Here is a 23,976-nt window from a genome sequence, read left to right on the forward strand (position 1 = left end):
CTAACATTATCTAAGCATAGAAGAATTTTAAGCCCACCCCCTCTTTTTTATGCTTTATCAAACAGCCTTATCAACTAGAGAAGAGAGGCACTCTGTGCCTCTTAAGAAGTGGCTTATTTACAATTGGTCAGCAATTGCCAAACTTGTTGCCAATTACTTTTACTACTGGTTTCACTGGGTCTATCGTTATAGCTCCACCAGTTTGCTTGATAGAGGTTCCCCTCAAAAGCAACTTCAGAGCCTTTGATGTATGCTTTGTCAGTCGTCCAAGGCTCAAACTGTGCACAATCGGCCCCTTTTGAGAAATTGGCAACCAAGGGCGCCCACTCATTGTGCTGACGCGCATTGTCATGCTCTGTTGCCGTGCCGATAAATTTGCCATTAAACTCTTTTCTTGGTGTTGAAAAGTAGTTAATCCGAGGACAGTCTTTAGGTCCATTGATCGCACTGTTATTGCATCGGTAACTCATAATTGTTCTGAACGACCAATCTTCAGCATCATAGAAGCCATGCGCATATTGGGCGATATAAGGGATTTCTGCAGTATTCTCCCAATTGTGCTCAGCACCAAATAGATGCCCCATTTCATGGGCAAGTGTATATCGTTCAAAACACTGCATATTCGTGATTGCCGTTGAGTATTTTCGCTCTGTTGCACCTATCGTGCGAGCAACCCCACAGTAAAACTCAAGTTTGTAACTAATGAGCATGTCCATATCAGAGCCATACTTTTCACTTTGCTTTAACTCTTCATCAAAATGATCGAACTCCCATACATAATCCACATCACCAAATAGAAAATCTAATGTGCTTAAGTTCTCGCCTTTTTTCAGCCAAAAATCGGTCAGGACGTCAATACTGTCAACTTCGTTATAATCGACATGCTCGATATTAGCGATTTCGATTTTGATGTCGATGTCACTGTTCGCATAAGCTTGATTCGCTTGCGCAATAGCAAAGTCAAATGCTTGTCTTGGGTTAATTCCCGCTTCTTGGTATACATTTGCCACATCGTTGGTGTAATACAAAGATACTCTTACGACACTTGGTTCTGATTGGCTCGCAATACCCTGACGAGCGAGCTCAATCGGTAGCGTTGTATAACCTTCTTCCATCCTGTGCTTTGGCATAAACTTATGCTCTAAGTCTTCAATCAGTTTTTCTGATGGTTTCGATTCCATCGTCACTAATTTAGCACCGCTGCTTATCAAGCGAAATTCACCAGCGGCAACGCTTACCTCACCTTGCACAAATCCATTGCGGGCAATACTGATCACACCTTGCTGCTCTCCCTCTGTATCACGCAAGTACAAAGTGCCGTTAATCGCATCAATATCACTCGTATTAAACTTCAAGGTGTACTGACGATTATTTGGTAATACGCCAGAATAGCTGACCGACTGCGCATGTAACGAGCTTGCGGGAGTAGGACTTACTATATAATCGACATTTTGATGACCAGATAATAGATTAACTAACTTGTGTACTGATGTATCAGCGTGCGCATTCATCGCGAGCAACATACTAGAGGCAAGTAAAGAAAGTGTTTTTCTCTTCATATTAATTTCCTTTAATTTATAGAGACTGAAAATCTACACATTAAAAATGTGCGACTTAAAAATACAGACTCAAAATTTAAGAGAAAATAACAACACAATTAAAATATAATAAAATAGAAAACATTAACAACTTAAAATTATCAAGTAAACATCAATAAAAAGCCCGGTAATAACCGGGCTTTAAAAGCTTCTTTTTGTGTCAATTACCACATTTTTGACAATTTAACACTTGCTGTAGAACCATCTTCGGCTTGATCGATAACTTCAAATATAAGACCTAACTTTGGTAACTTTTTACCCGTTGCTGGTCGAATATAATTTGTGTAATCGTCCCAATCGATAAACTTAGGGTTCGCATTTGTGTATGGGTCCATCCACTTACGCTCAAGATAACCACCATTTGCGAGATCGGTGCGAACAGTTTTGCCCTCATCACCTAATTGAGGCAACGTGTTAAATGCAGCGTCTTTAATTTGCTTTCGGCTGTTCAAAGGCGTGATGTTTCTGTCAGCAACCCACTGACCCGTACTGCTATATTCTGTTTCATACTCTAGAATAGGGTTTCTATCCGCATCTACGATTCCAATCCATCCTTCACCAGGGTGAGCTGCAACATGGTTATCTGCGCTCGGTACTTCAAAATATTCAATAACATAAGATGGATCTATATACCAAACCAGTAAGCCTTCTTCCATGCCCGCATCTTTTAAGCTCGCATCAAATCCAACATGCTGACGCCACTCTAATAAGTAATAAGGCGTATACTCAACTGTGCCGTCCGACAACTTGGCAGCAAATTCGAAAGCTACTTTTTCTGGCGTGTTCGACGTAATTTCATTTAGTACCTTAGAACCATCTGAAACCCGAATGTTATCAACTGCCACGAAAGTAGCGTCACCGCCGATAGCATAGTTCTCTAATGTGAAAATTGCGTCTTCAAATTGGGCTAAGAAAGAAATATCGTAGTTTACTTTTGTCCACTGTGAGTCTGTTGATCGGATCTTTGAACCGTCAGAGCTCATATTTAGGTCCGTGGTATTACTGGGTGACAAGACGCCAGAAATGCCGGCACTTGGTACATCCACACGCAGTCTTAAGCCATATGCATCATTCAGAGAAAGTGTAGAGTTTAAATCAAAGCTTAATGTCGCTGCAGTTGTGCCCTGCACAGATTGAGGAAATGAAATCGTCCCATAGCTCGTTAGATCGAATGCTTGATTATGGATGGGCTGGTAAACCACTTTAGATTGTGTGCCCAAATTCACTTTGATTAGGTCATTATGCTGACCTTTAATACCCGCTTGTGAAAACTTAACTGTCATCCCTTTGCTATCTAGTTCAGAGATATTAATCTCATCAGAAATGATCCAGTTACCACCGAACTTATTCTGTAAGAACAATTTAGCATAAGGGCTATAACCCGTTGGTTTCGTGCCCCCAATCACACCACCCCAACTACCGGACGACATTGAAGAGTATGAAGAAACTGTTTCGCCCACGCCACCAAACTTGTCTTTTGAATAAGCAATATCGTATTCATCTGGTAAGCCAAGGTCATGCCCTAATTCGTGGGACAGTAAACCAATTGTTGCGTCGATAGGCTGAATAACGTAACTGCCTATTCTTGCCGTTTTTCCGACGGTTTCATTAATAACATCTTGGTTGACGACATGTCTGTGCGACCAGATGTAGTTATTATATGGACTGTTAGGATCGCCTCGTAGATCTCTAGGTTCCGATTCTTCCCCAAGTGTTGAATGAATAATACTTAAGTGATCGATTTGTCCATCATTATCAGCGTCGTAGTCGCTTAGATTAAAGTTTTCATCAGCAAGCACATTGTATACGGCTTCTTTGATTAGGTCGTGGGTATTCGCTTTATAGTGCGGATGTGCATGCTTAGACTTATACCAACCAAACACTTCACCACCTAGATCAAATGAGCCGCCACTTTGATCTAAAAAATATTCCCTCATACTTGGTAAAGTTTCACCATTTGGGCCTGTATAACCATTTTTAGAAAAGCTCATTTGACGATAATGCTCAGGGTTATAGTCCTCATAATAATGTTTATTTGGGGCATTATCTGGCTTCAGAGTATTATGTGGAATATCAGAAAACTCCATTAATATCGTCAACACCTTCCTCTTAGTAATAGGGCCATGCCATTCACGTTCCTGTGACATTTCTCCCTCATTATTAAGAACGAGAGGTGCATTAAAATTTGCACTCAGGTTACGATGTAAATTAGCATCTTTCTGAATTTTTTTTACTTGAACGGGATCAATAGTCACACTTTCATTTGATGTTACATGTACAGAGTGTGCATTTGCATACCCGCATATGGCACATATAACTGCCATAGATAAAGAGCTCAGCATATATTTTTTCATTATTTTTTACCTAATTTTTCTTAATTGTCAGCCAAAAGAGAGATATTCCTTGGAAATGTTCCGTTTCGCTCTAAATAAATTAAACGCCGAATATCTAAGAAAATAACTAGGAAGATAAAATAATAATCATTAAAGATAAGTTTATTGCATTAATAAAAACAAAAGATATACAAAGTTTATGAGCGAGAAATGTTGATTCTGAGCCCATTAAATTACCTATCCGTCACATAGTCTCAGTTGCACAACCTTTTCCACCGCAACGACATCATGTGAAGCACCGTCTAAGTGGTCACATAACCACTCAAGAATAATTTCGAACATCACAGAAAAATTAATTATTTCATATATATACAAGTTCAAATGGGTTGCTCATAAGCGTCCATTAAATGTAATGGAAAAAGTCACAGTTGTAACTTTACCTATATTTAAAACATCTATATGATGCACGAATTTCACACACTACATACGAACGGTTATTTATGAAAAAACTGCTACTTATCAGCACTATCGGTCTGATTTTACAAGGATGTTCGGGAATGAAAAACATTCCTATGACACAAGAAACAAGGGATGCAGCAAAGCAAACCAATACTTACAACTTGGTACTTCAAGATGAAGTTAGGCCTGCGGTCAACCTGTCTAACAGCGTCGGCGCGGGAGTTGCTGGCGGTTTAGTTGGCGCGCTAGTCACGTCAGCCATAGACTCTTCAATTAACGAAGACAGAGCGATTGGTGCATTTGGTGTTGCGGCCCCATTATTAAATAACACGCTCGACCTAAACTTTCGTAAGTTAATCGTAGAAGAGTTCAACCCTGTTCTTATTTCTGAATTTAACGCTAAAGACACGAAAGAAAGCGCTGAAACAAAGTTTCTTAAAGACGATAAAATAAAAGCACAGATTTCTGCTTTGAAAGAAGGTGAGGCTGCACTTTACCTTTTCACTCATTATCAATTCTTCGATAACTTTAAAGTCGTTTTATTTGAAACAAATGCAACGCTTTATGTGGCAAAACAAGGTAAGGTTTCTGTATCTAAGCCTGATTATCGTAACTCGTTTACGTATATTTCAGACTCTATTGGTAATGGTGGTATGGATTCTATCCGTCTTTGGAATGACAATAACGCCGACTTATATAGAACTACCGTAAATACCGCATTGTCTGAAATCAGAGAAATGTTACAGCACGATATTAAGGTAGCTCGAGAAGAAGCTTGTATAACTGGTACTAGGTATACTCGATTTAATGCGCTAGGTGAATACAACAGTCTTGGTAAAATCACTGAAAAAGAAGGTAATCGCGTTCAAATTAGAGATAACAATGGGTCATTAATCAATTTAGCTGATAACTTGCTTATTAAAGAACTACCGAAAGAATGTAAGGCGTAAATAATGAAAAAACTAACGACACTTTTACTTCCTCTTGCCCTACTTTCAACAAATGCGCTGGCTGTCGTCGATGTCGAAATGAAAGTCAGTAAACTACCGAAAAAAGTAAGCAAAGAACATCAACAAATCGCGGCTGAGCTGGCGAGTTCAAATTGTGCATACGTCGTTAACCCAGTATCAGACATCCGTCAAAACAAAGATGCTATCAGCTGGAAGGTCAATGCGACGGGGGTCCAGCAATGGTTTAACACGATACATCATGATGTTGTTATACCCCTTATTCCGCTGGTAACTAAGGCGACTGTTGTGGAAGTTACACCAAAGTTGAACATGCTTTATACCTACAATGAACAATTGAACATTAATGGTATGGCGGTATCTACAGTAGAATACTCAATCAATGGTAACCATGCTGGAAAATACCATGTTCGAGGCTTCAACTCAGATACTAACTGGGCAAATGGCGACGGCGAATTTGTTGGCTCAGCGGAGCATGCAGCACAGCACATGATCACTAGAATCTTGAAGAAGCTGCCAGAAATTTGCAGTAATGCTGAGTCTGCATAAGTACGCTAACAACAAGGGGCGATAACAACGCCCTTTGTTGATTAGTGTTTGAATTTTTTGACGGTTATTTGAGCTCTGCGATTTGTTCTGCGACACGAATACCACTTCTTACAGCACCTTCCATGTACCCGAGGTAGAGAGTGTCAGTATGCTCACCAGCGAAATAAACTCGCCCTACTGGTTGCTGGAATAGTTTCCAATACTTAGTTATCTGACCCGGCCCATAGGCAATAAACCCACCTTGAGTCCAAGGTTCTGCAACCCAGTTTTGAACTTTCGCGTCCACCAAGTATGATTTTGAGCCCGGATACATCAGCTCCATCTCTTCCAACCGAGCATCAATAATTTGCTGGTCGCTCCAATCTTTTTGAATCAGACTATAATCACCTGATGTGTACGCAATGAGGATACCCCCAGTTCCCTCTTGACGCTCCGTTGTTTCCCAAGTCCAGCCCGTAGGCAAACCTGTTACAATGGTTTCGCCACCCAGATTTTGCTCAAGCCAAAAGCGTTTATTGTATTGCAGCAAAACTTTCGAGTGCGAGCCATAGTTGATGCTTTTTGCAGCGTCAGTATGCGCTTGCGGAAGGCGAGGCATAAACTCTATTTTATTAAGTACAGGCAAAGGCACAGTTACAACCACCACATCGGCTTGGTAGCTGTCCCCGGATATCGTCTCTACTGCAACACGATTGTCAGTTTCGGAAATCTTTGTTACAGCTTGGTTTAAGTGAATGTCTCCTTCAATATTATCTGCAAATGCCTGCGCCATCGCTTTACCGCCTTTTAGGAATCGGTGGCTTTCTACATCATCTTCTGAGACATTCTCATACACTCTTGCATATTGAGCTAAGTGCAATAACGATAAATCACTTGGCTCATCAAATTCGCCACGCACAAATTGCTCAGCAATTAGCTTTGCTGAAGGGTGAAGCTGCATGTCATCAATCCACTCTTGCACATTGGTTACATCATACTTCTTGGCGACTTCTAACATAGCGGGATCACTTGCGTCAGGTACGGCATCTACCAGTATACTTAATGCGTCATTAAAGCGGTTATAATCATTCACGATTTCGCTATCAAAATTTTCATCGAAGTCTGTGTAACTCACGAGTTTACCTTCGATAAAATACGCCCCGCTTTCAATTTCACCCCAGTAGCCTGTATCCGCTAACTCTACATTAAATAAACTCGCATAACGGTGGATCTCTTGATGAACTGTCGGGCCGTCAATAAACTCTCCGCCCAATTCACCATGCAGATTGCCCATTTGCACAGTTCCAATTCTGCCGCCAATCCTATCCTTTGCCTCTAGTATGGTTACTGAATACCCGATACTCTCTAGCTCATAGGCAGCCGTTAAACCGGATAAGCCAGCACCAACAACAACTGCTTGGTTTGTTACTACCTGTGGCGGCTTTTTGTCTTGCACTTCAATGACAGTCTGTGGGTCATTACTTCCACAAGCAGACAGAATAGAAGAAAATACCACACAATTTACTACAACACGCAAAGAGTCCTTTCTCTTTGAAACGTTCATATATACCTCATTAATAACTATAGTAACCTTAATATAAAAATCTTAATCGGCTTTTAAAGCCGAGAGCACGCTAACATGAGGTTGCTTTATTAACAAGGACAAAAATCAAAAGCCTACTCCTGCAATTTAATTAAAAGCAATAAACCCAATAAAAAATATAAATTGGCATGGTTATAATCAAAACAACATAACTCAATCAAGGATATAACTTTAGGTTTAGGACAACCCCAAAACTTCTACACCCACGTTCAAACTCATAATTTTAAAGCCTTATAAAATACAAACCAGAACCATAAAAAGCTTTATTTAAGATGGCATTATCACAAAAAACCACCTACCCATTTCGATTAAAAAATAAAAACAAAGAATAACCGTAAAATAACCAGCCCTAGTTATTTAAAATAAACAACAAAAAAATCAAAAGTTGACTAAAATATACACTCCTGATAGAGTGCCGCGATTTAAAATTTAAGTCTAACTGCTATAAAATCACCCGACCTAGAAAAACAGTTAAGACATATAAATTATTTTATAAAATTATAATTACAGTGAGTTTTTAAATTATGTTAATAAGACGATTAGTGCTTGCAACAATGATCTTCTCTTTGGCGGGTTGTATGTCACACGTATATCAGCCGTACAACATCCTGAGTGGAGGGTTTTCAGAGGAAAAAATCAGTGAGAATCATTATTCCGTTGAATATGAAGGCAATCCGAATTTAGAACGTCAAAAGACGATCGATTTTACCTTACTTCGTGCCGCCGTCATTGCACAAAAAGCAGGGGCTCCAAGCTTCCAGTCAAGTAGAATTGATGCCAAAACAACACGAGTTCATAGTCAATATGGAACTTCGGAATTCACTAATACTGCGCTCTATTTAGAGCTGTTAAAAACCAGCGTAACCCCTAAAAAGTCCGGCTGCTGGGCAGCCCATTTTAAAGTAGGAAAAGCGCGTGAAGATATTAGATTTATACACGATACCGCTTCGTGTATTGAAGAGTTGAAAACCAAGTTAGAACTAACTGACGACCAAATCTTTAGAGAAAAGTAAATATGCTTCTTTTCTATTAAGCACAGCCACACAAATAAGCGCATTTTATAGTCCACGTGAACTGCGCATCATATTTGCATTTTTGAGCGCCGTACTATGTGTTTTATTGCTCTTTAACTTGGTATGATTAGCATAATTTGGACAAAAGACGACAAAATGGAGTCAATAATGAAAAAGCTTCTTCTCGCCACAGTGACAGGCGCAGCAATTGCGTCAGGTGCTTATGTGGTTTCGCAACAGGAAAAAGGTTATACGCCTCTGCCGCAGTTGGACTATGTACCAGCTGACAGTATCTTTTTTTGGTCGCAGCTAGAAAGCTTCCCTTACTTAAATTACCTCGATGTATTACCTGAAGCCTTCAAGAGCACATATCAAGTCAATGCATTTGTAGAAGAAATGAAGGGGCAAGGATCAGAGCTTGATAAAAACGCGCTGTTTTTCCTGAATTTGGTTGAGCAATACGCAAAAAGCCTCGAGTCGTCAACCAACTTTGCAAATATTTGGGGCGCCGACAATGAACTAAAGTTGTTGTCATATACCGTTGGTTTGTTACCCGTATTGAGAGCCGAATTGGGGAATGTTGACGCATTTAAAAAGACGCTAACAGAAGCTGCCGATAAAGCTGGTGTGACGTATACAGACAGTGACGTCGATGGCACGCCCGTAACTAAGTTCACTATTGAACACGAGGGCCAAAAGGTTTTTGACCTTGTGCTCGCAACTCAAGGCAAGTGGACAACGATTACGGCGGATACTCCGTTTAATAGCCCTGAAGACTTAAAAGTTGCATTGGCTATCAGCAAACCAGCTAAAAGCTTAAGTTCGACAGGTAAAGTCGAACGTTACATCAAAGATTATCAGTTTGATGGCGCGTCACTTGCGTACTTGGACAATAAGTTGTTGGTGGACACCTTAACTGCCAAAGACCCTCAAAGCACCGCAGTTAAAATGCTGGACAATATATTAGCAATGGCTGGCAACCCTGCAGCATTGGATATGGTCCGCAATGAAGCTTGTCAAAAAGACTTCTCTGACATGGCAAATAAATGGCCAGCGGTTGTTTCGGGAACGAACCACTTTGATGTCACTACAAACCAAGTAAACATCGATGTTTCTACTATTGTCGCTTCAACCGACCAGAAAATCCTCAATGCCATTTCGAATTTAAGAGGGTTTGTGCCCGCACATACCCAAACCGCAGAAAACGGCCTTGTCACACTCGGGTTAGGGTTAAATGCAGCTCAACTTTCACCAACTGTTAATACACTCTGGGCAGCATTTTCAGGTGCCGAATTCACTTGTCAGCCACTGGTCATGGCACAAGCGCAAAGTAAAGATGTCAACCCGGCGATGCTTGCAATGGCAACAGGTATGCTTGGCTCTCTACAGGGCGTTAGCTTCAGTATTTTTGATGTAGATATTGCTGAGAAAGTGGACCAACCCGGCGAAGTCGAATTTTCTAAGCTAAGTGGGCTTGTCACTGTTTCTGCTAATGACGCTACAGCACTGTTCAACATGGCGAAAAGCCTTGCACCAGAATTTTCGAGCGTCAACTTGCCGGAAGATGGCACCCCAGTGAAAGTAAACGACTTTTTGCCACCGGAGTATGAATTAGATAAACCACTGTACTTGGCGTTAAAAGGGCAACATATCGCTTTATATAGTGGCGAAGAAGCAACAAAGCATGCTGACGCGTTAACGGCTCAAGTAGTCGAAGCAAATGGGATGATTTCGTTTGGTTTAGATGCTAAAAAACTTGTGCCTTTGATAGAGAAAGGTTCAAAACTGAGCAGCGAAGAATTTCCTGAAGAGCTACACAACCTATTTGGTGACGGTTATCAAATGCATTTAAATTTTGATGCCAATAACCAAGGCTTGGTTACAGACGTTCAAATGAACGTTAAAAAACACAATTAAGCACGCTTTATAAGTGAGCATGTTTTGCCATGCTCACTCTCCTACCATACCCTCTCAAATATTAATTTACACGTATAAAGAGCAGTCATTTCAATTGCCTAAAAATTGTGCTTATTATAGTTGTGCAATTTATTAGACAAAATAAGGAATGTTATGCAGCTCAAGAACAAAACTAAATTACTGCTATTACTGAGTGCCATGTGGGCCTCAACAAACAGTTTCGCACAAGACAAATCTCAAGAAGCCCCTCTGTTACTCATCGGCGCTTCATTTGCCAATGGTTCAATGCCCTATTTCGACAACTTGGAAGCGCCATTGGGCGGTATTGCCATCAACGGAGGTCGATACCTTTCCCTTGGCAACGCGCTTATCCGTGAGCGCAGACTTTCAGGGCATTTGATCAATGAAGGTCAGGCGGGCGCGACAACCTTTGATAGGCTCACTTGCTTTCCCGGGCCTGAGTGCGTTGGTCCTGGATGGGAAGGCTATGAGAAGCAATTAACCAAAGCACTAAGTCGCGTAAAAACAGCGCAAGGAAGTTACACAGCAAAATATGTTGTCATTATTCGCGGCAATGATTGCAATCACCCAGATGCTTTTGGTATTCCAATGGCTGAAACGTCAGAATGTAGCGTTGAACAAATGCATCAGTATACAGATACTTTTGTAAACGTTGCAAAGCGAGCACTTGCAGCGGGTGTCACGCCTATTTTTTCAAGCCCACCAAGGTATGAGAATATAGAGTGGGAAACACTAAGGCAGCGCTTTAACTGGCCTTGGATTGTGAGTAAAGATAACTACGAACAATTTGCTGAGATCCGCTTGAACCGCCTGAAGCAAGAAGTGCCTGAGGCACTATTTTTGGATATTTGGCGAGGTTTCACGCCAATGGACGATGGTTTGCACCCTGATAGAATAACAATGCAACGTGCCGCCAAACGCATCGCAAAAGCCATCAAGAAACATCAAAGACAGCAAATAGATACTGAATAGTAAATCAGCTACATATTAAACAACTAAGCGCTCAGGGCAAATTGCCTAGAGCGCTTCATTCAGGGAGTTTTTAAAGCTGTTTAAAAAGTGTACTTAGCGCGAATATAAAACGTTGTACCCAAGAAAGCTGCACTGTATGCTCCAATTGAGTTTGTGTTACCAGCCGATCTGCGCATAACCCTTCTAGGTTCAGTATTGAACACGTTGTTGATACCTAACGCATACTCCCAATGATCGGAGGCGATGTAGTTCACATTTACATTCGAATATGACCAACCGTCAATGGTGTACTTGGTTGGCTCACCTTGCTCAGGGCGACCGTCTGTTTCTGCTTCACCCAAATAATACGTAAACCAGTTCGCAGAGATATTGTCATACAGCCAATTAACGCTGAAATTCATCTTGTTCTTTGGCTGGAACCCACCATTACTAGAATCGGTACCTACATAATCAGTCACGCCACCATCAAAGATACTGATCTCATGCTTGAGTGCACGGTGCCAGTTCACACCAACTCTAAAGTCGCCATATTGTGAGGTTCTAAACTTATAGAATGCTTCACTATCAATACCACGATAGTGGGACGCATTTAAGTTTTCATTGTAAGTATCCACACCCAGTAAAACACCTTTTAATGGGCCTGATTGATAACGATGTATATCATCACAGAAATCACCTGTTTCATTACACAGCTCTATCTTTCTCTGAGCCCTAAAGGTCGAGATTGTATTTTCAAGTTCGATATCGTAGTAGTCGAATGTCAGAGAGAGTCCGTCAATAGCTTGAGGTGTAAACACTAAACCGAATGTCTTGATAACAGCAGTTTCAGGCTCAAGATCTGGGTTTCCGCCCGTATTGGTTCGAATCATATCTAAACCATCTCTAAAGCCTGAAGCAGGGGCGCCCGTTTTCAAACATCCCGCGTCGTTTTCTTGAGTCAATGGCCTAATTGGCCCATCAGCGCCGGTTTTACATGGATCGGTACCGTTCTCGAACGAAGGAAGTTGGCCTTTAAATAGCTCTTGAATATTGGCCGCTCTAAATGCTTGGCTGATCGTCGAACGTACACTGAATTCATCATTCACAGTCCAAAAGATAGATGCCTTAGAGTTCGTCGTGTTACCTGCACCTGTACTGTAATTTGAGTATCGGCTAGCGAGGTTAAGCTCTAGCGAATCGGCAAACGGCGCACCTGAAAGGAGCGGAATATTTAACTCAACATATGCTTCTGAGACATTATAGCCCCCCCCTGTTGGTCTACCATTACCATCAGTAGTCATCGCGTGGACGGCATTACTGTCTGTTTGCTTTAACCCTTCTAATTCCATGTAGCTAACGCCGGAAGCAATGCCCACGTCACCTGCTGGTAACGTCATCAAAGTGCCTGTTACGTCGAAAGTAGCTGTTTTAATTGATGAGTAACCATAGCTGACGTTTGCCCAATCACCAGAGACATATTCCATTGCCCCTTCTGGCTGAGTTTGTCCTGGTTGCAAAAAGATATTCAATGGTACACACGTTGATGAAATAAATTTCACAACCTCCGGTCCAACACCACATCTGAGTGTGCCACTTTCGTCAAAGTGTGTTGGTCCAACCGCTTCACGCACACGCGCCCAGTTAAATACTCCCTCACGCGTTTCTTGGCTCTCATAGCGACCAAATGTGTAGCCTGCCTGCCATGACCACACCTCATCAAAATCACCACTCAATCCTAACGCGATATGGAATTGATTGGCATCAAAACGACTTTGGCGTGGGCCAAACTCATTCATACGCTTAGACCATTTATAAATGTCATAGCTTTGACCGTTTGCATCTTTAGGCCCAAATTGCTGATTATAATAATTATCCTTTGAGATTGGGATATCATCATAACCACCAATCCATGGGATCAAGGGCTGTGCTGCCGAATTTGAATCATTGTTTCTATGGGTATACAGCACTTCAAAATCGAGTACTACATTCTCTGAACTGAACGCTTGCCCAACATCATAATTAGCAAATGCCGACATACTGTAGACTTCTGTAGGCTGCTGGAGAAAAGACTGTTCGAAATAGTTATAAGAATCGGCACTTGTGTATTCATGAAATTCACCGTAATCAGGCCCTTGTGTTAGGCGTCTACCATCGGGATCAGTAACCGCAGTCCAAGGTAGCCAATAACTTCCATCAGGTACGAGTGAACCGTCATTTTGTAATGCGACTGGCGCTTCTGAGAATGGAATGTCTTTAGAATGAATCACATCATCTTCTGAGTAACTAGCCGAAAAGGTCACACTACCTTTATCAGCAGCAAAGCCAGACACCATCTCAATGTGTTTTTTTGCACCATCAAAATCAGTGTTATTGCCATAACTGGCACTGACTTCTAAGCCTTCAAAGTCTTTTTTGGTGATGATGTTAACCACGCCAGCAATTGCGTCTGAACCATAGATTGCAGATGCACCGTCCATCAGTACTTCAACACGCTCGACAATACTGGTAGGGATTGCACCGAGGTCAACAGAAGAATCAGCACCTTTACCACCGTATGGTAAACGCTTATTGTTTAATAAAACGAGTGTCCTGTTCGTACCGATACCACGCAGATTAAACCTAACGGCGCCACTGCCATTTGCACTCAGTGAGTTTTCTGTAGGCTGTGATACCGTCATCGTTTGTAGAATATCACCAATATTTTTATATGGGCTCGCTTTAATAGCCTCTTTATCGATAACCGTTACAGCACCTGCAGACACCAAATTCGTTCGTGCTATGCGCGACCCTGTAACTACAATTTTCTCAACTTCATTTTCTGCTGTTTCATTTGCTTGCGCTTCGTAAGGCGCAAACGAACTCAATATAGCTAGGGATATTAAGTTGTATAAGAATGATGTTTTCTTCATTTTTCTTCTCTCACCGGAACGTTCCAAACTGATAGTGTAAATCCCTTCTAATATTCTATTTATTGGGAATCTAACTACTTGACGGCCACACAGCAGAACTAACTCAGCAGTGCTTATTGTTATTTAAGCACCAATAGGAACGTTCAAAAATTATCCTTTAGTATATGTATATATTATAAATGCATATGTCATGTATATAGCGCTTTCAAGTTGAATAGTGACCTAAAAAATATTTATTTTGACGCACTGTTAAAACGTAAAAATGTATTTTCCAATCAGCCCAAAATGAAGTTATTCATACTTAAACGTGAAAGAAATATACAAACACAGCAGCGTCATCAGCTGCTCACAGTGAAGGGAAATGTGAAAAAAGCGGTTTTATAGGTGTATGGGTTTTACCCACCTACCTTCATGAAAAATAGCTAACATTATGATTGGCACATCATATTCCTTATCATATACCTGTAGCGGAAAATGACTTTATACTTAGATATTTCAATAAGTTAACAATAATTTGATAGGTGATTCCTGATATATCTCGCACCGAACGTTAGGTAACCCTCAAAAGAGTTAAAGCCCACTGCTCCACCCACCTGTGGGGTATTTTTTACTGGTAAAATCTTGTTTTCAAGAGAAAGGTTTTCATCTTTTTTTATTGATCACTAGTTTCATGTCCTCATTCCTTAAATCGATCATAGTTCTTTGAACATGTTAAAAAGCCTCCGCAATTTATTGAGTTCATAATTTGAGTAAGGACTGTATAGAGGGGGAGTCAACTTAAGTAACTAGGTGTGCTTGGTAGAGGGAGTTATAGGTCGAGCCCTGATGCTCGACACTATTTACGTTGGAGATTTCAATTCAATATTGGCTGTCTAACTGTTACCACGCCACTTTTTGAATGCTGATGAGTTAACAAACTCAACCCCATCATCCAATTCAACCAAATCTTGCTTAAGAAAGTTTAATTCATATTTTTCTTCTGCCACACTCAAAATCTCAACGGCATATTCAAACTCTTTCATGTTAATCGCTAGTTGTGCAGCAAAGACATAATTTATAAAGTCTTCTCCACCCAAATAAAACAGATCATGAATACCACGCCATACGGCAGAATAATCTCCAACTTCCAAATGAATAGCACTTTTCTCTAGGATATAAAATGGATCTCTCTTAAGGATGTCCGGTGCGTCATTCAACAACTCAAGCGCTTGTCTATGCGCTTTTTTACGTTTGTAGTACTGAAGCCAACCTATATTTGTGCGGTCTTCTGGTTTTATGATTTTCGCTAATTCGTCAACAAAGGAATGCGATTCATTGGAGGGGGTTGCCTGAGCCAGCTTCCAAAGGCTGACCTGAAGAAGTACGTTTTCTTTAGCTGCATCAGATAGGCTATTCAATTGCGACTGCGCCTGAACAAAGTCCTTGCGCATCAGGCTGGCAATAATTTTTGCGAATATTTCTTGCTGGGGTTTCTCCAGTTTGGCTTGCGAATTCGCGATAGCAGCAAAACCCAAAACGCTTTCGGATAAGCTTTCAAATTTCACATCGGTTAGATAGCGGCCATCTCTCCACACGAGATGAAAGTAAAAGGCCCCTTCATCTGTTTCAAATCGATAAAAGCTTTGCCAGAAGCCTTCCCCCTTTTCATCTGTGCCGAGGTAATTAAACTCTCCAAGCGTATCAAGACTCTTTAAACCTTTTAGCAGCCCTTTAGTAAACACTTCACCACTGACCTCAGCGTGACTGTCATAAGCTTCTTTGTAATGTCTTAATGTGGCATCAGCGTCGATAAATGAAGACGCCCCCATAATCCCATTCTGTTTAATTGTCGCGAGAAATCGCTTGTTAAGTTGGTATGGTGAAAGGCGCTCCCCTTCAGCCATAATGGCAAGTTTAGGTGCTTGTATTACTTGTACGTTATTGCTCTTACATCCCACCAGCAATAAGTTCAACAATCCAAAAACAAGTACAACGTAGCTATTTCTTAACATTCATTATTCCTCAGATTGTTGGGCATTTTGCTTGATGTTATTGAGCATCACATCAAATTTAGCATCGACAGGCTGTCTAATGACATTGGTTACCATTCCCCAATACCCTTTGAGATCATTTATTTTTTTCAAGTTTGATATATGCTTTGCCACATCTGATTTAGGTACATATGAGCTGAGGCTGCGATACTCATTGGTCAAAGTGAGTCGTTTTTTATCGTATCTCAGCTGTGAGCTATATTGTAAGTATTTGCTGTTCACAACTTCGCTAAACTCTTGATTACTAAAATCTATATCCTCCGGTAAATGTAATGTCACCGCATGGACAACATCCACAGGAAAACTCGTATGGAGTGGCGAACTTCTGCGTATAGATTTTGGCAACTTGGTGTAGTCATGAGCAAAGTTGGCATAGAAGCCAAATTCAGCCTCATTTTTCTCGTTAACAACCCAAAAATTAGGTACTGAGTAATTTTCCTCAACTGTGATCGTGTTTGTCACAGGATCATCCAATACTTGCATTTTTTGCTCAACTTCTAGACTTGGATAACTATTCGCGTAAAAATTTGCGTAACTATCTGCGATTGCATCTATACCTTGCGTCGCCATGCGATAGCGAAACGCCTCAGCATCAGCCCCTTTCATCGACGTTCGAATGTGCCACACGACTGGCGAAAAGTAGTTCGCAGAGAATATATCCTCTTTAACAATCACTTTGCTATTTCTAGTAGTCGGCGTCGCATCAATGATTGTCTGTTTTGTCTCATCAATGAGTAATGCTTTACCGTAATCAGGCTGATACAAGCTCTCTATATCACTGCCTTGGTATGACATGGTTGCATCAACAAAATATTGGTTGCCATTAAATTCAATTCTGTTAATAACATGGTTAAATGCTTGATGTGTAGGTAGGTAGTCGGATATTTTCTCACGCTCAATAGATGACACAAGAACAGGCGAAGCTTTTACTTCTACCGCATCTAACAAGACTTTTAATAGCAAGGCTTTGTCTTTGCAATCACCATATCGATTTGCGAAGACTTCGTCAGGGCTGCGAGGAAGGTGCGAATTTACACCCAGTTCTAATCCTAAATAACGAATGTCTTCTTGCGTAAATCGAATGGCCTCGTTGACTGCGTCGCGCTTTGCCATCTTCTGTAATTTGGTGATGTATGCCAACAGCGCTTCGTTTTTAACTTGGGTGTTTTCAAATAGGCTATTGGCCCACTCTTTTAGATGTTGCCAGTTTTGGTATTGAGAAAACTGAACATATGGATACGGTGTATACCAAGACGGCATATCGCTGTCTGCTAATATTTTTTTACTATCCAATACTTCAATATGATATAAAGTCCCGTGCTCTGTGCTGCGAATCGTAGGCTGTAAGCTTTCTTGTGTCGTTTTTACTTGGAGTTTTCTTGTAGGATCTGTGAATAGATTGAATGACACCTTGTCGATATCTACACTCCATCCAAAACTAGCAAAGTGTCCAAAGTTGCCATTAAAAACTGGATTCTGCCCTTTCATCGTATAGCTGTATTCAAGTTCATCTCCAACTCGAATATCCTTCAATAAAATCAGCGCCTCATACTCACCCGAGTATAGGTTTCCCTGTTGCTCGTCTTCTGCATTGATGAGTTTTACTTGCTCTTTACCAACACTTTGTATGAGCTTATTGTTTCGATACACATGGACTTTATGGAAAGTCAGTTGTTCAAATGCGGGATTGAATCTAATTCTAATAGCAGCATTGTCTTGAACACCTGCACTATCAGTATATTGATACCGACTACGCACAAAGTAGGCAAAGTTGGCTTCTGTATTCACTTGCCTGTCAAGCAAACGGTAATGCATTGGTTTATCTAATTGAGCCGGGAGCTCAGTTAATGCAACATCGTTAACCCAGTTTGGTACTTGCCCAAAAGCAATTTCAGGTGCTTTATCAATCGCCTTAACCTGCCATGCAGTAGAAATAAAGAAAATTAATACAATATAAAGTGGCCACTTTGTCATCATGATTAGCCCTTGGATATGCCTGACGTCTAGTCGTTGTTATAAGACAAAGTACTGTACCTAAACACGTAATTTAATAGCAAGGTTTTTAAAAATAAATAATTTGTTATACCTCGCGTTATCACATTAATCACACAAGGGTGTGTACTCAAACCAACGTTAATCACAGCACAATGGGCTATCAACATCCAACATACGGCGACTGATGCTCAGTCGCCGAATAGGGTTCATCAAAGTTAAACTTGCCTCAGACCCTCACCGGGTTCATAGGAGGTAATTTTCTTACTTGGAATATAAGTTGCGATTAATACCATCACGGAAATAAGTATGGGCACTCCGACTAAACCAATTGCAAACCCGCCTCCACCTATCAACATAGACTGAGATATACGATATATGAGCCATATTGAGATGCTCATTCCTACGATCAATCCCGCGGTTAATTGCAAACCCGCCTCTTTCAATAAAAAGCGAACAACGTGCCCATTACTGGCACCTAATGCTCTACGAGTAGCGATTTCTTGGCTCCTTAAAGAAATACTATTCGCTGAAACAGCGTATATTCCAGTCGCAGCTAAAACAAGCGCAACTAAGCCACACCACAAGAAGATAGTATTTATCGCGTCTATCAACCGCATAGGCTGCGCTATCAGTTGCTCATAGCTTTGCACCTGATCAAGCGTTACTTCAGGGTCCATATCGGCAACCGCTTTGTGCAATGTAGCCATAGCTTGCGCCTCAGAACCCGAATAATGAACAACTAATTCCATTGTCCAAGATCGCAAATCCATTAACCCATATCCTGTATGCCAAGCGCTGGTTGCCTGCATTGTCGGGCCATGCACACTGTCAGAGACGATGCCGACAATGGTGCGCCACTCAGTGTGCCAGTCTCCTTCATCAACGGTTCTAACTCGCTGCCCTAGCGCATCACCAAGAGGAAATAGCGCTCTTGCCATTGAGTCATTGATTATCACGGGAGATTCGCCACTATCAAGATCGCGCTCATCGAAATCGCGACCTGCAATGATCTTCATAGCAACCGTTTCCCATGCACCTCGACTCACCACTTCAAAGTTCCACAATGGGTTTTCATTGTAAACCAATGCTTCTTTACCCAAAATCTCAAAGTGCGAACTGCCCCCTCCGGTACCTGGCAAGCTCGTAAAGTAAGCCACGCTGTGTATATTTGGAGACTGTTCCAAATTGCCTTTAAGTTGATAGTAAAAGTCATTGCGCTTTGTCCTTGGGTTTGTCCTTGGGTTTGTCGGATAGACGCTGGTCGGTAACAATATTTGGGCTGTAATTCGATTGTTTGTATCTACACCATAATCCGCATTTTGAGCGTTGAAACTGGTATACAACAGTATTGATGCGATCATTAACACAACGGAAGACAGTGCGATTTCGGTTATCACTATAGATTTATTAATACGACCGTTAATTTTGCCAAGTGCACCTCTGGTTCCATCTCTTAAAATCGCATTCATATCACCTGTTAGAGCCCGCCAAGCTGGTAATAGGCCGGTTGCAATCACCATGAATATCAGCGTTACCACCAACACAACAACAGCGTCAGACTCTAGCTTTATATGCCACCAAAAAGGGCGAGCTTCACTTAATGCAAAAATGCCATTCAACACTTCATTTGTGACTTGTACCCCTATAGCTACCAATATCCAAGCAAGCACACCTCCCACACCACATATAAATACACTCTCCCATAGCATTTGAATGACGAGTCGTTCTTTCGATATACCCAAAGCAATACGGATCGCCACCTCTTTAATGCGTTCATTTACGCGCGCAAGTAGCAAGTTCCCTACATTTATACATGTAAGCAATAGGATCAATACCACCACCAAAAATAAGGCGACAAATATAGACGACTTTTGCGTAATGCTGTCATCGGTATATTTGAAAGGGAATACGCGAATATATCCACCTGGTGATGACGTTCGCCATGCAAACTCTTGTGGGAGTAATTGAAAGTGCTCGGCTAATAAGCTATCGACTTCTGAAAGAAGTTGACTTAGCGAAACCCCATTTTTAAGCCTAGCAACACCATTTAACGAAGCGCTGTAAGCATCCGATGGCGCACTCGTCTGTATCTGTGTAATTACAAGCGGCGCCCAAATTTGCGCGACGGCAGGAAAAGAAAAGCCAGCGGGCATTACTCCGATAATCTGTTTTGGTGTGCCATTGACGCGTATTGAAGTACCCAAAATATCCGGATTTTGCCCAAAGTATTTGGCCCAAACAGCATGGCTTATAACAACTACGGGGTCGGCCCCGACTTCTTGATCTGCTGGACTAAAGCCACGACCTAATTGAGGTTGTACACCAGCCACTTCAAATAAGTTCCACTGACTATAACTCGCATGTAACTTTTTAGAGCCCGTCATATTGTCCAAATCACTCAAAATAGTGGAACCTGTTCGATACAAACTCATTCGCTCAATTAATTTGGATTCTGCGCTGATATGATTTAAGTGATATGGGTCGGCGCGCTGTCCACGGCCATGCTTTTCTCTGAATTCACCCTCGATGGCTACCAGAGGGGTTGTACCTTGCAGCGTTAAAGGTTTAAAAACGATTTGAGTTAGCAATGTATAAGTATAAACCGTTAAACCGAGTCCAAAAGCCACAACTAACACTGAAATCAGAGTAAACATCGGCTTATTAGTTAACTGCCTCAACATATATTTGATATCAATCCAAATGGTCATGATGATTCCCTATACTGCGACTGAAGTAGGCGTGAAGTTGTATTTATCGGATATGATCTCACCATCAAAAATCTTGATTACGCGCTGTGTCCTTGCGGCCGATGCTGGATCATGAGTGACCATACAAATGGTCGTGCCTGCTTTGTTTAAGGCCTCTAATAATCGCATTACAGACTCAGCATTTTTCGAATCCAAGTTCCCGGTAGGTTCATCTGCAAGAATGATTGAAGGCTTGCCTGCGATGGCTCTTGCGACGGCAACTCGCTGTTGTTGACCGCCTGAAAGTTGCGCAGGGAAATGACTAGCACGATGTGCCATATCCACCTTTTCCAGGGACATGCGCACCATTTCTTCTCGCACATGCTTGGATAAATCATCTCTGTAGGTTAATGGCAACTCAATATTCTCTGCCACGGTTAAGTCACTGATCAAATTAAATGACTGGAATACAAAACCAATCTCTTTATTCCTCAGTCGCGCACGTTCGTTAGAATGAATATGTGAGGCGTTGTGACCCGTTAATAAATACATGCCGCTTGTTGAAGTATCCAGCAACCCAAGAAGGGACAGCAATGTTGATTTACCGCACCCTGAAGGGCCTGTGATCGACAAAAAGTCTCCCTCATAGATTTTTAAATTTATGTTATTCAATGCGCGCGTTTCTAAATCCTTGCTGAAATAGGTTTTTGTGAATTCAGTGAGTTCAACCAAGATTTTTTTATGACTGTTATCCATGGGTTTCTCCTAATTGATACGAATTTGATTATGCTGGGCCCAAGCAGATACATCAGACACAATGATTTGTTGCCCTTCAGTTAGGCCGTGCTCCACTTGAATATACTGGGTAGACATATGTCCAAATTGGACTGCGTGTTTGTTTGCTTGCACACCTTCACCATTGATCAGGTAAACATCAGATCCACTGAAGCTGTTTGCAAATATTGGCCGCTTAACAAATAGCGTGTTTGGAATTGTGTTAATCTCTATTTCGCCGTCAACGGTTAATTCTGGGCGAATTTCTCGAGGAAGCTGATCTGTCAATTCAACATCGACCTGAACCATGCTGTTAATCACAGTTGGGGCGATACGCTGAACTTTTCCCTGCAATTGACTAGTGCGCGTATCTAGCAAGACCTTTTGACCGATAACGACATCTTTAATCAGCTTTTCTGGTATCCGTAATTCGGCAATAAATAAGTCACTGCGTGCTAACAGCGCTAAATTAGTACCCGATGTAACTTCTTGTCCAAGCTCCATAGGCATCTCTTGTACAATACTGTCCATTGTTGCCGTGACTGTTAAGCTCGCAACTTGGTGCTCTATTTGAGCAACACTACGTACCATCATTTGTAATCGGGCCTCATTCGCCTCAATTTGCGCTTTGAGGTTTTCACGGCGTTTTACCAGCCGCTGTTGTTCAAGCTTCCAACGCTGCTCATACTGGCGTACATTCATTTTCACTTCTTCAAAATCAATTTTTGAGATCGCATCAAACCCTTGATCGATTAATTCCTTCTGCGCATTGAGTGTTAATGCATTTCTCTCAAAATTTAATTTTTCGTTCATCACTGCAATTTGTTGATCTAACAGTTCTGATTCCAGAGAGATACGACTGGCACGTGTTTCTGACTCGAGCGCTTGCAGCTCCCACTTTGCTTCCGCAAGCTGCTGTTCTAGGTGCGGGTTACTCAGTTCAAATAATACATCTCCTTTTTTTACAACCGCGCCCGCGTTTTGGTAAATGCGCTCTATTCTTCCGGGTACATTGGTTGCAATCCAGCGAATATCCTTCGGCACCATAACCCCCGTGCCACGTACCCTTATGTTTAGCTCCCCACGCTTTACCGTCCCAATTAAAATGCTCTTCCTGTCAACTAGATAATCGCTATTATTGGTGTTGTAGAAAATTATCGAACCGGCGATAAGCCCCCCAATTAACAAGGCCCAAATGTAGGCTTTTACATTTTTAGTATTTTTATGTTTGCGAACTATATCCATATGCAACTCGTTATTTCGTTAATCTATTGATTCGCCAACAAGGTCAGCTGATGTGGAAAAATATATCGAGTGGGCGTTCTATGAAACAGGCAGAAAAAGTAAAAATACGAAGGCTAAAAGTTTACAAAAGTTTGCATTTCTTTTTTAAACGTTCTTGGTAAAATACATAAAAGCCATTGAAATAAAATGACTTTTATTAAATAAAAAGAATAATAAAGACCCATTTTACTGCAAGGAAATAGTGTGAGAGTGAAACCTAGATTACTTATCGTCGAAGATGAACCAAGCATTTTGAGAGGCTTGACCGATTTGTTTGTTTTTCACGGTTATGACGTAGATAGCGCAGTGGATGGTAAAGAGGGCTTAACAAAAGGACTGACCGGAAATTACACCTGCATTCTTCTGGATGTCATGCTCCCGTCGATGAATGGGTTTGATATTTGCAATGCGCTTCGCGAGGATTCTCGTACACAACCAATCATGATGTTAACTGCAAAAAATGAAGAACACGACATTATCAATGCATTGACACTGGGCGCTGACGATTACGTCTCTAAACCTTTTTCTACCTCGGAGCTCGTATTGAGAGTCAATGCATTGGTTAGACGCTCGGGGTGGACAGGAGCAAATGATCGTCTCGAGCTCAGTCATCAGGTTTCAATTTGCCTGCAGACTCTCACTGGCATGTCATATCAAAAAGAAACCAAGTACACACGCAAAGAAGTAGAAATACTCGACTATTTACACCATAAAAATGGACCTGTCTCACGCGACGAATTATTGAAAAATGTGTGGGGATATAAAGAAACGCGAGACATAGACACCCGAACGGTAGATATACATATCGCCAAGATCAGAAAAAAAATAGAAGTCGACCCAAAAACGCCAAAGCACTTACTCACCCACAGAGGTGAGGGCTATCAACTGTACAAACTTTAAGAACCG

General features: G+C 41.4%; 15 protein-coding genes. 6 read left to right on the forward strand and 9 right to left on the reverse strand.

What is annotated here, in order from left to right; genetic code table 11:
* Window positions 1–113 precede the first annotated feature (113 nt).
* Window positions 114–1,559, reverse strand: coding sequence for a M12 family metallo-peptidase (locus A7985_RS11715; RefSeq protein ID WP_065790652.1), 1,446 nt, complete (start codon window positions 1,557–1,559; stop codon window positions 114–116).
* A 203-nt stretch (window positions 1,560–1,762) separates the two neighbouring features.
* On the reverse strand, window positions 1,763–3,952 hold the full coding sequence (locus tag A7985_RS11720) for an immune inhibitor A domain-containing protein (RefSeq protein WP_065790653.1): 2,190 nt from the start codon (window positions 3,950–3,952) through the stop codon (window positions 1,763–1,765).
* 536 nt (window positions 3,953–4,488) lie between these two features.
* Here A7985_RS11720 and A7985_RS11725 point away from each other — a divergent pair.
* Both A7985_RS11725 and A7985_RS11730 read left to right on the forward strand, forming a co-directional pair.
* Entirely contained in the window at window positions 4,489–5,340 is an 852-nt protein-coding gene (locus A7985_RS11725; RefSeq protein WP_065790654.1) for a hypothetical protein, read from the forward strand.
* Between the two features lie 3 nt (window positions 5,341–5,343).
* Entirely contained in the window at window positions 5,344–5,907 is a 564-nt protein-coding gene (locus A7985_RS11730; protein ID WP_065790655.1) for a hypothetical protein, read from the forward strand.
* A gap of 64 nt (window positions 5,908–5,971) precedes the next feature.
* Here A7985_RS11730 and A7985_RS11735 read toward each other — a convergent pair whose 3' ends face one another.
* Entirely contained in the window at window positions 5,972–7,450 is a 1,479-nt protein-coding gene (locus tag A7985_RS11735) for a flavin monoamine oxidase family protein (RefSeq protein ID WP_065790656.1), read from the reverse strand.
* 563 nt (window positions 7,451–8,013) lie between these two features.
* On the opposite strand from A7985_RS11735, the gene A7985_RS11740 reads away from it, so the two are divergent.
* From A7985_RS11740 to A7985_RS11750, 3 genes are all read left to right on the forward strand, one after another.
* On the forward strand, window positions 8,014–8,502 hold the full coding sequence (locus A7985_RS11740) for a CC0125/CC1285 family lipoprotein (RefSeq protein WP_441844005.1): 489 nt from the start codon (window positions 8,014–8,016) through the stop codon (window positions 8,500–8,502).
* Between the two features lie 168 nt (window positions 8,503–8,670).
* On the forward strand, window positions 8,671–10,419 hold the full coding sequence (locus tag A7985_RS11745; protein WP_065790658.1) for a hypothetical protein: 1,749 nt from the start codon (window positions 8,671–8,673) through the stop codon (window positions 10,417–10,419).
* Between the two features lie 153 nt (window positions 10,420–10,572).
* Entirely contained in the window at window positions 10,573–11,412 is an 840-nt protein-coding gene (locus A7985_RS11750) for an SGNH/GDSL hydrolase family protein (RefSeq protein WP_065790659.1), read from the forward strand.
* An 80-nt stretch (window positions 11,413–11,492) separates the two neighbouring features.
* Here A7985_RS11750 and A7985_RS11755 read toward each other — a convergent pair whose 3' ends face one another.
* From A7985_RS11755 to A7985_RS11780, 6 genes are all read right to left on the reverse strand, one after another.
* Window positions 11,493–14,300, reverse strand: a complete 2,808-nt coding sequence (locus tag A7985_RS11755; RefSeq protein WP_065790660.1) for a TonB-dependent receptor plug domain-containing protein — start codon at window positions 14,298–14,300, stop codon at window positions 11,493–11,495.
* An 872-nt stretch (window positions 14,301–15,172) separates the two neighbouring features.
* Window positions 15,173–16,291: a hypothetical protein gene (locus tag A7985_RS11760; protein ID WP_065790661.1), complete on the reverse strand. Its 1,119-nt coding sequence runs from the start codon at window positions 16,289–16,291 to the stop codon at window positions 15,173–15,175.
* 3 nt (window positions 16,292–16,294) lie between these two features.
* The gene (locus A7985_RS11765) at window positions 16,295–18,307 is read right to left on the reverse strand and encodes a DUF3857 domain-containing protein (RefSeq protein WP_065790662.1); all 2,013 of its coding nucleotides are present in this window, start codon (window positions 18,305–18,307) and stop codon (window positions 16,295–16,297) included.
* Between the two features lie 233 nt (window positions 18,308–18,540).
* Window positions 18,541–21,033 carry an ABC transporter permease gene (locus A7985_RS11770; protein WP_065790663.1) on the reverse strand — a complete coding sequence of 831 codons (2,493 nt, stop codon included), beginning with the start codon at window positions 21,031–21,033 and terminating at the stop codon, window positions 18,541–18,543.
* 9 nt (window positions 21,034–21,042) lie between these two features.
* Complete coding sequence (locus A7985_RS11775; RefSeq protein WP_065790664.1) at window positions 21,043–21,768, reverse strand: ABC transporter ATP-binding protein; 726 nt, start codon at window positions 21,766–21,768, stop codon at window positions 21,043–21,045.
* A gap of 9 nt (window positions 21,769–21,777) precedes the next feature.
* Window positions 21,778–23,031 carry an efflux RND transporter periplasmic adaptor subunit gene (locus A7985_RS11780; RefSeq protein ID WP_065790665.1) on the reverse strand — a complete coding sequence of 418 codons (1,254 nt, stop codon included), beginning with the start codon at window positions 23,029–23,031 and terminating at the stop codon, window positions 21,778–21,780.
* 243 nt (window positions 23,032–23,274) lie between these two features.
* Here A7985_RS11780 and A7985_RS11785 point away from each other — a divergent pair, with 243 nt between their 5' ends.
* Window positions 23,275–23,970, forward strand: a complete 696-nt coding sequence (locus tag A7985_RS11785) for a response regulator transcription factor (protein ID WP_065790666.1) — start codon at window positions 23,275–23,277, stop codon at window positions 23,968–23,970.
* Window positions 23,971–23,976: the final 6 nt, after the last annotated feature.

Origin of the sequence: Pseudoalteromonas luteoviolacea (genome assembly GCF_001696455.1) — a bacterium.
Lineage (GTDB): Bacteria > Pseudomonadota > Gammaproteobacteria > Enterobacterales > Alteromonadaceae > Pseudoalteromonas > Pseudoalteromonas luteoviolacea_C.

Coding starts and splice junctions, on each gene's coding strand:
- A7985_RS11780 (WP_065790665.1), bottom strand. CDS start 23,031: ATGGATATAGTTCGCAAACATAAAAATACTAAAAATGTAAAAGCCTAC.
- A7985_RS11740 (WP_441844005.1), top strand. CDS start 8,014: ATGTTAATAAGACGATTAGTGCTTGCAACAATGATCTTCTCTTTGGCG.
- A7985_RS11775 (WP_065790664.1), bottom strand. CDS start 21,768: ATGGATAACAGTCATAAAAAAATCTTGGTTGAACTCACTGAATTCACA.
- A7985_RS11760 (WP_065790661.1), bottom strand. CDS start 16,291: ATGTTAAGAAATAGCTACGTTGTACTTGTTTTTGGATTGTTGAACTTA.
- A7985_RS11765 (WP_065790662.1), bottom strand. CDS start 18,307: ATGATGACAAAGTGGCCACTTTATATTGTATTAATTTTCTTTATTTCT.
- A7985_RS11735 (WP_065790656.1), bottom strand. CDS start 7,450: ATGAACGTTTCAAAGAGAAAGGACTCTTTGCGTGTTGTAGTAAATTGT.
- A7985_RS11720 (WP_065790653.1), bottom strand. CDS start 3,952: ATGAAAAAATATATGCTGAGCTCTTTATCTATGGCAGTTATATGTGCC.
- A7985_RS11755 (WP_065790660.1), bottom strand. CDS start 14,300: ATGAAGAAAACATCATTCTTATACAACTTAATATCCCTAGCTATATTG.
- A7985_RS11725 (WP_065790654.1), top strand. CDS start 4,489: ATGAAAAACATTCCTATGACACAAGAAACAAGGGATGCAGCAAAGCAA.
- A7985_RS11770 (WP_065790663.1), bottom strand. CDS start 21,033: ATGACCATTTGGATTGATATCAAATATATGTTGAGGCAGTTAACTAAT.
- A7985_RS11730 (WP_065790655.1), top strand. CDS start 5,344: ATGAAAAAACTAACGACACTTTTACTTCCTCTTGCCCTACTTTCAACA.
- A7985_RS11750 (WP_065790659.1), top strand. CDS start 10,573: ATGCAGCTCAAGAACAAAACTAAATTACTGCTATTACTGAGTGCCATG.
- A7985_RS11715 (WP_065790652.1), bottom strand. CDS start 1,559: ATGAAGAGAAAAACACTTTCTTTACTTGCCTCTAGTATGTTGCTCGCG.
- A7985_RS11745 (WP_065790658.1), top strand. CDS start 8,671: ATGAAAAAGCTTCTTCTCGCCACAGTGACAGGCGCAGCAATTGCGTCA.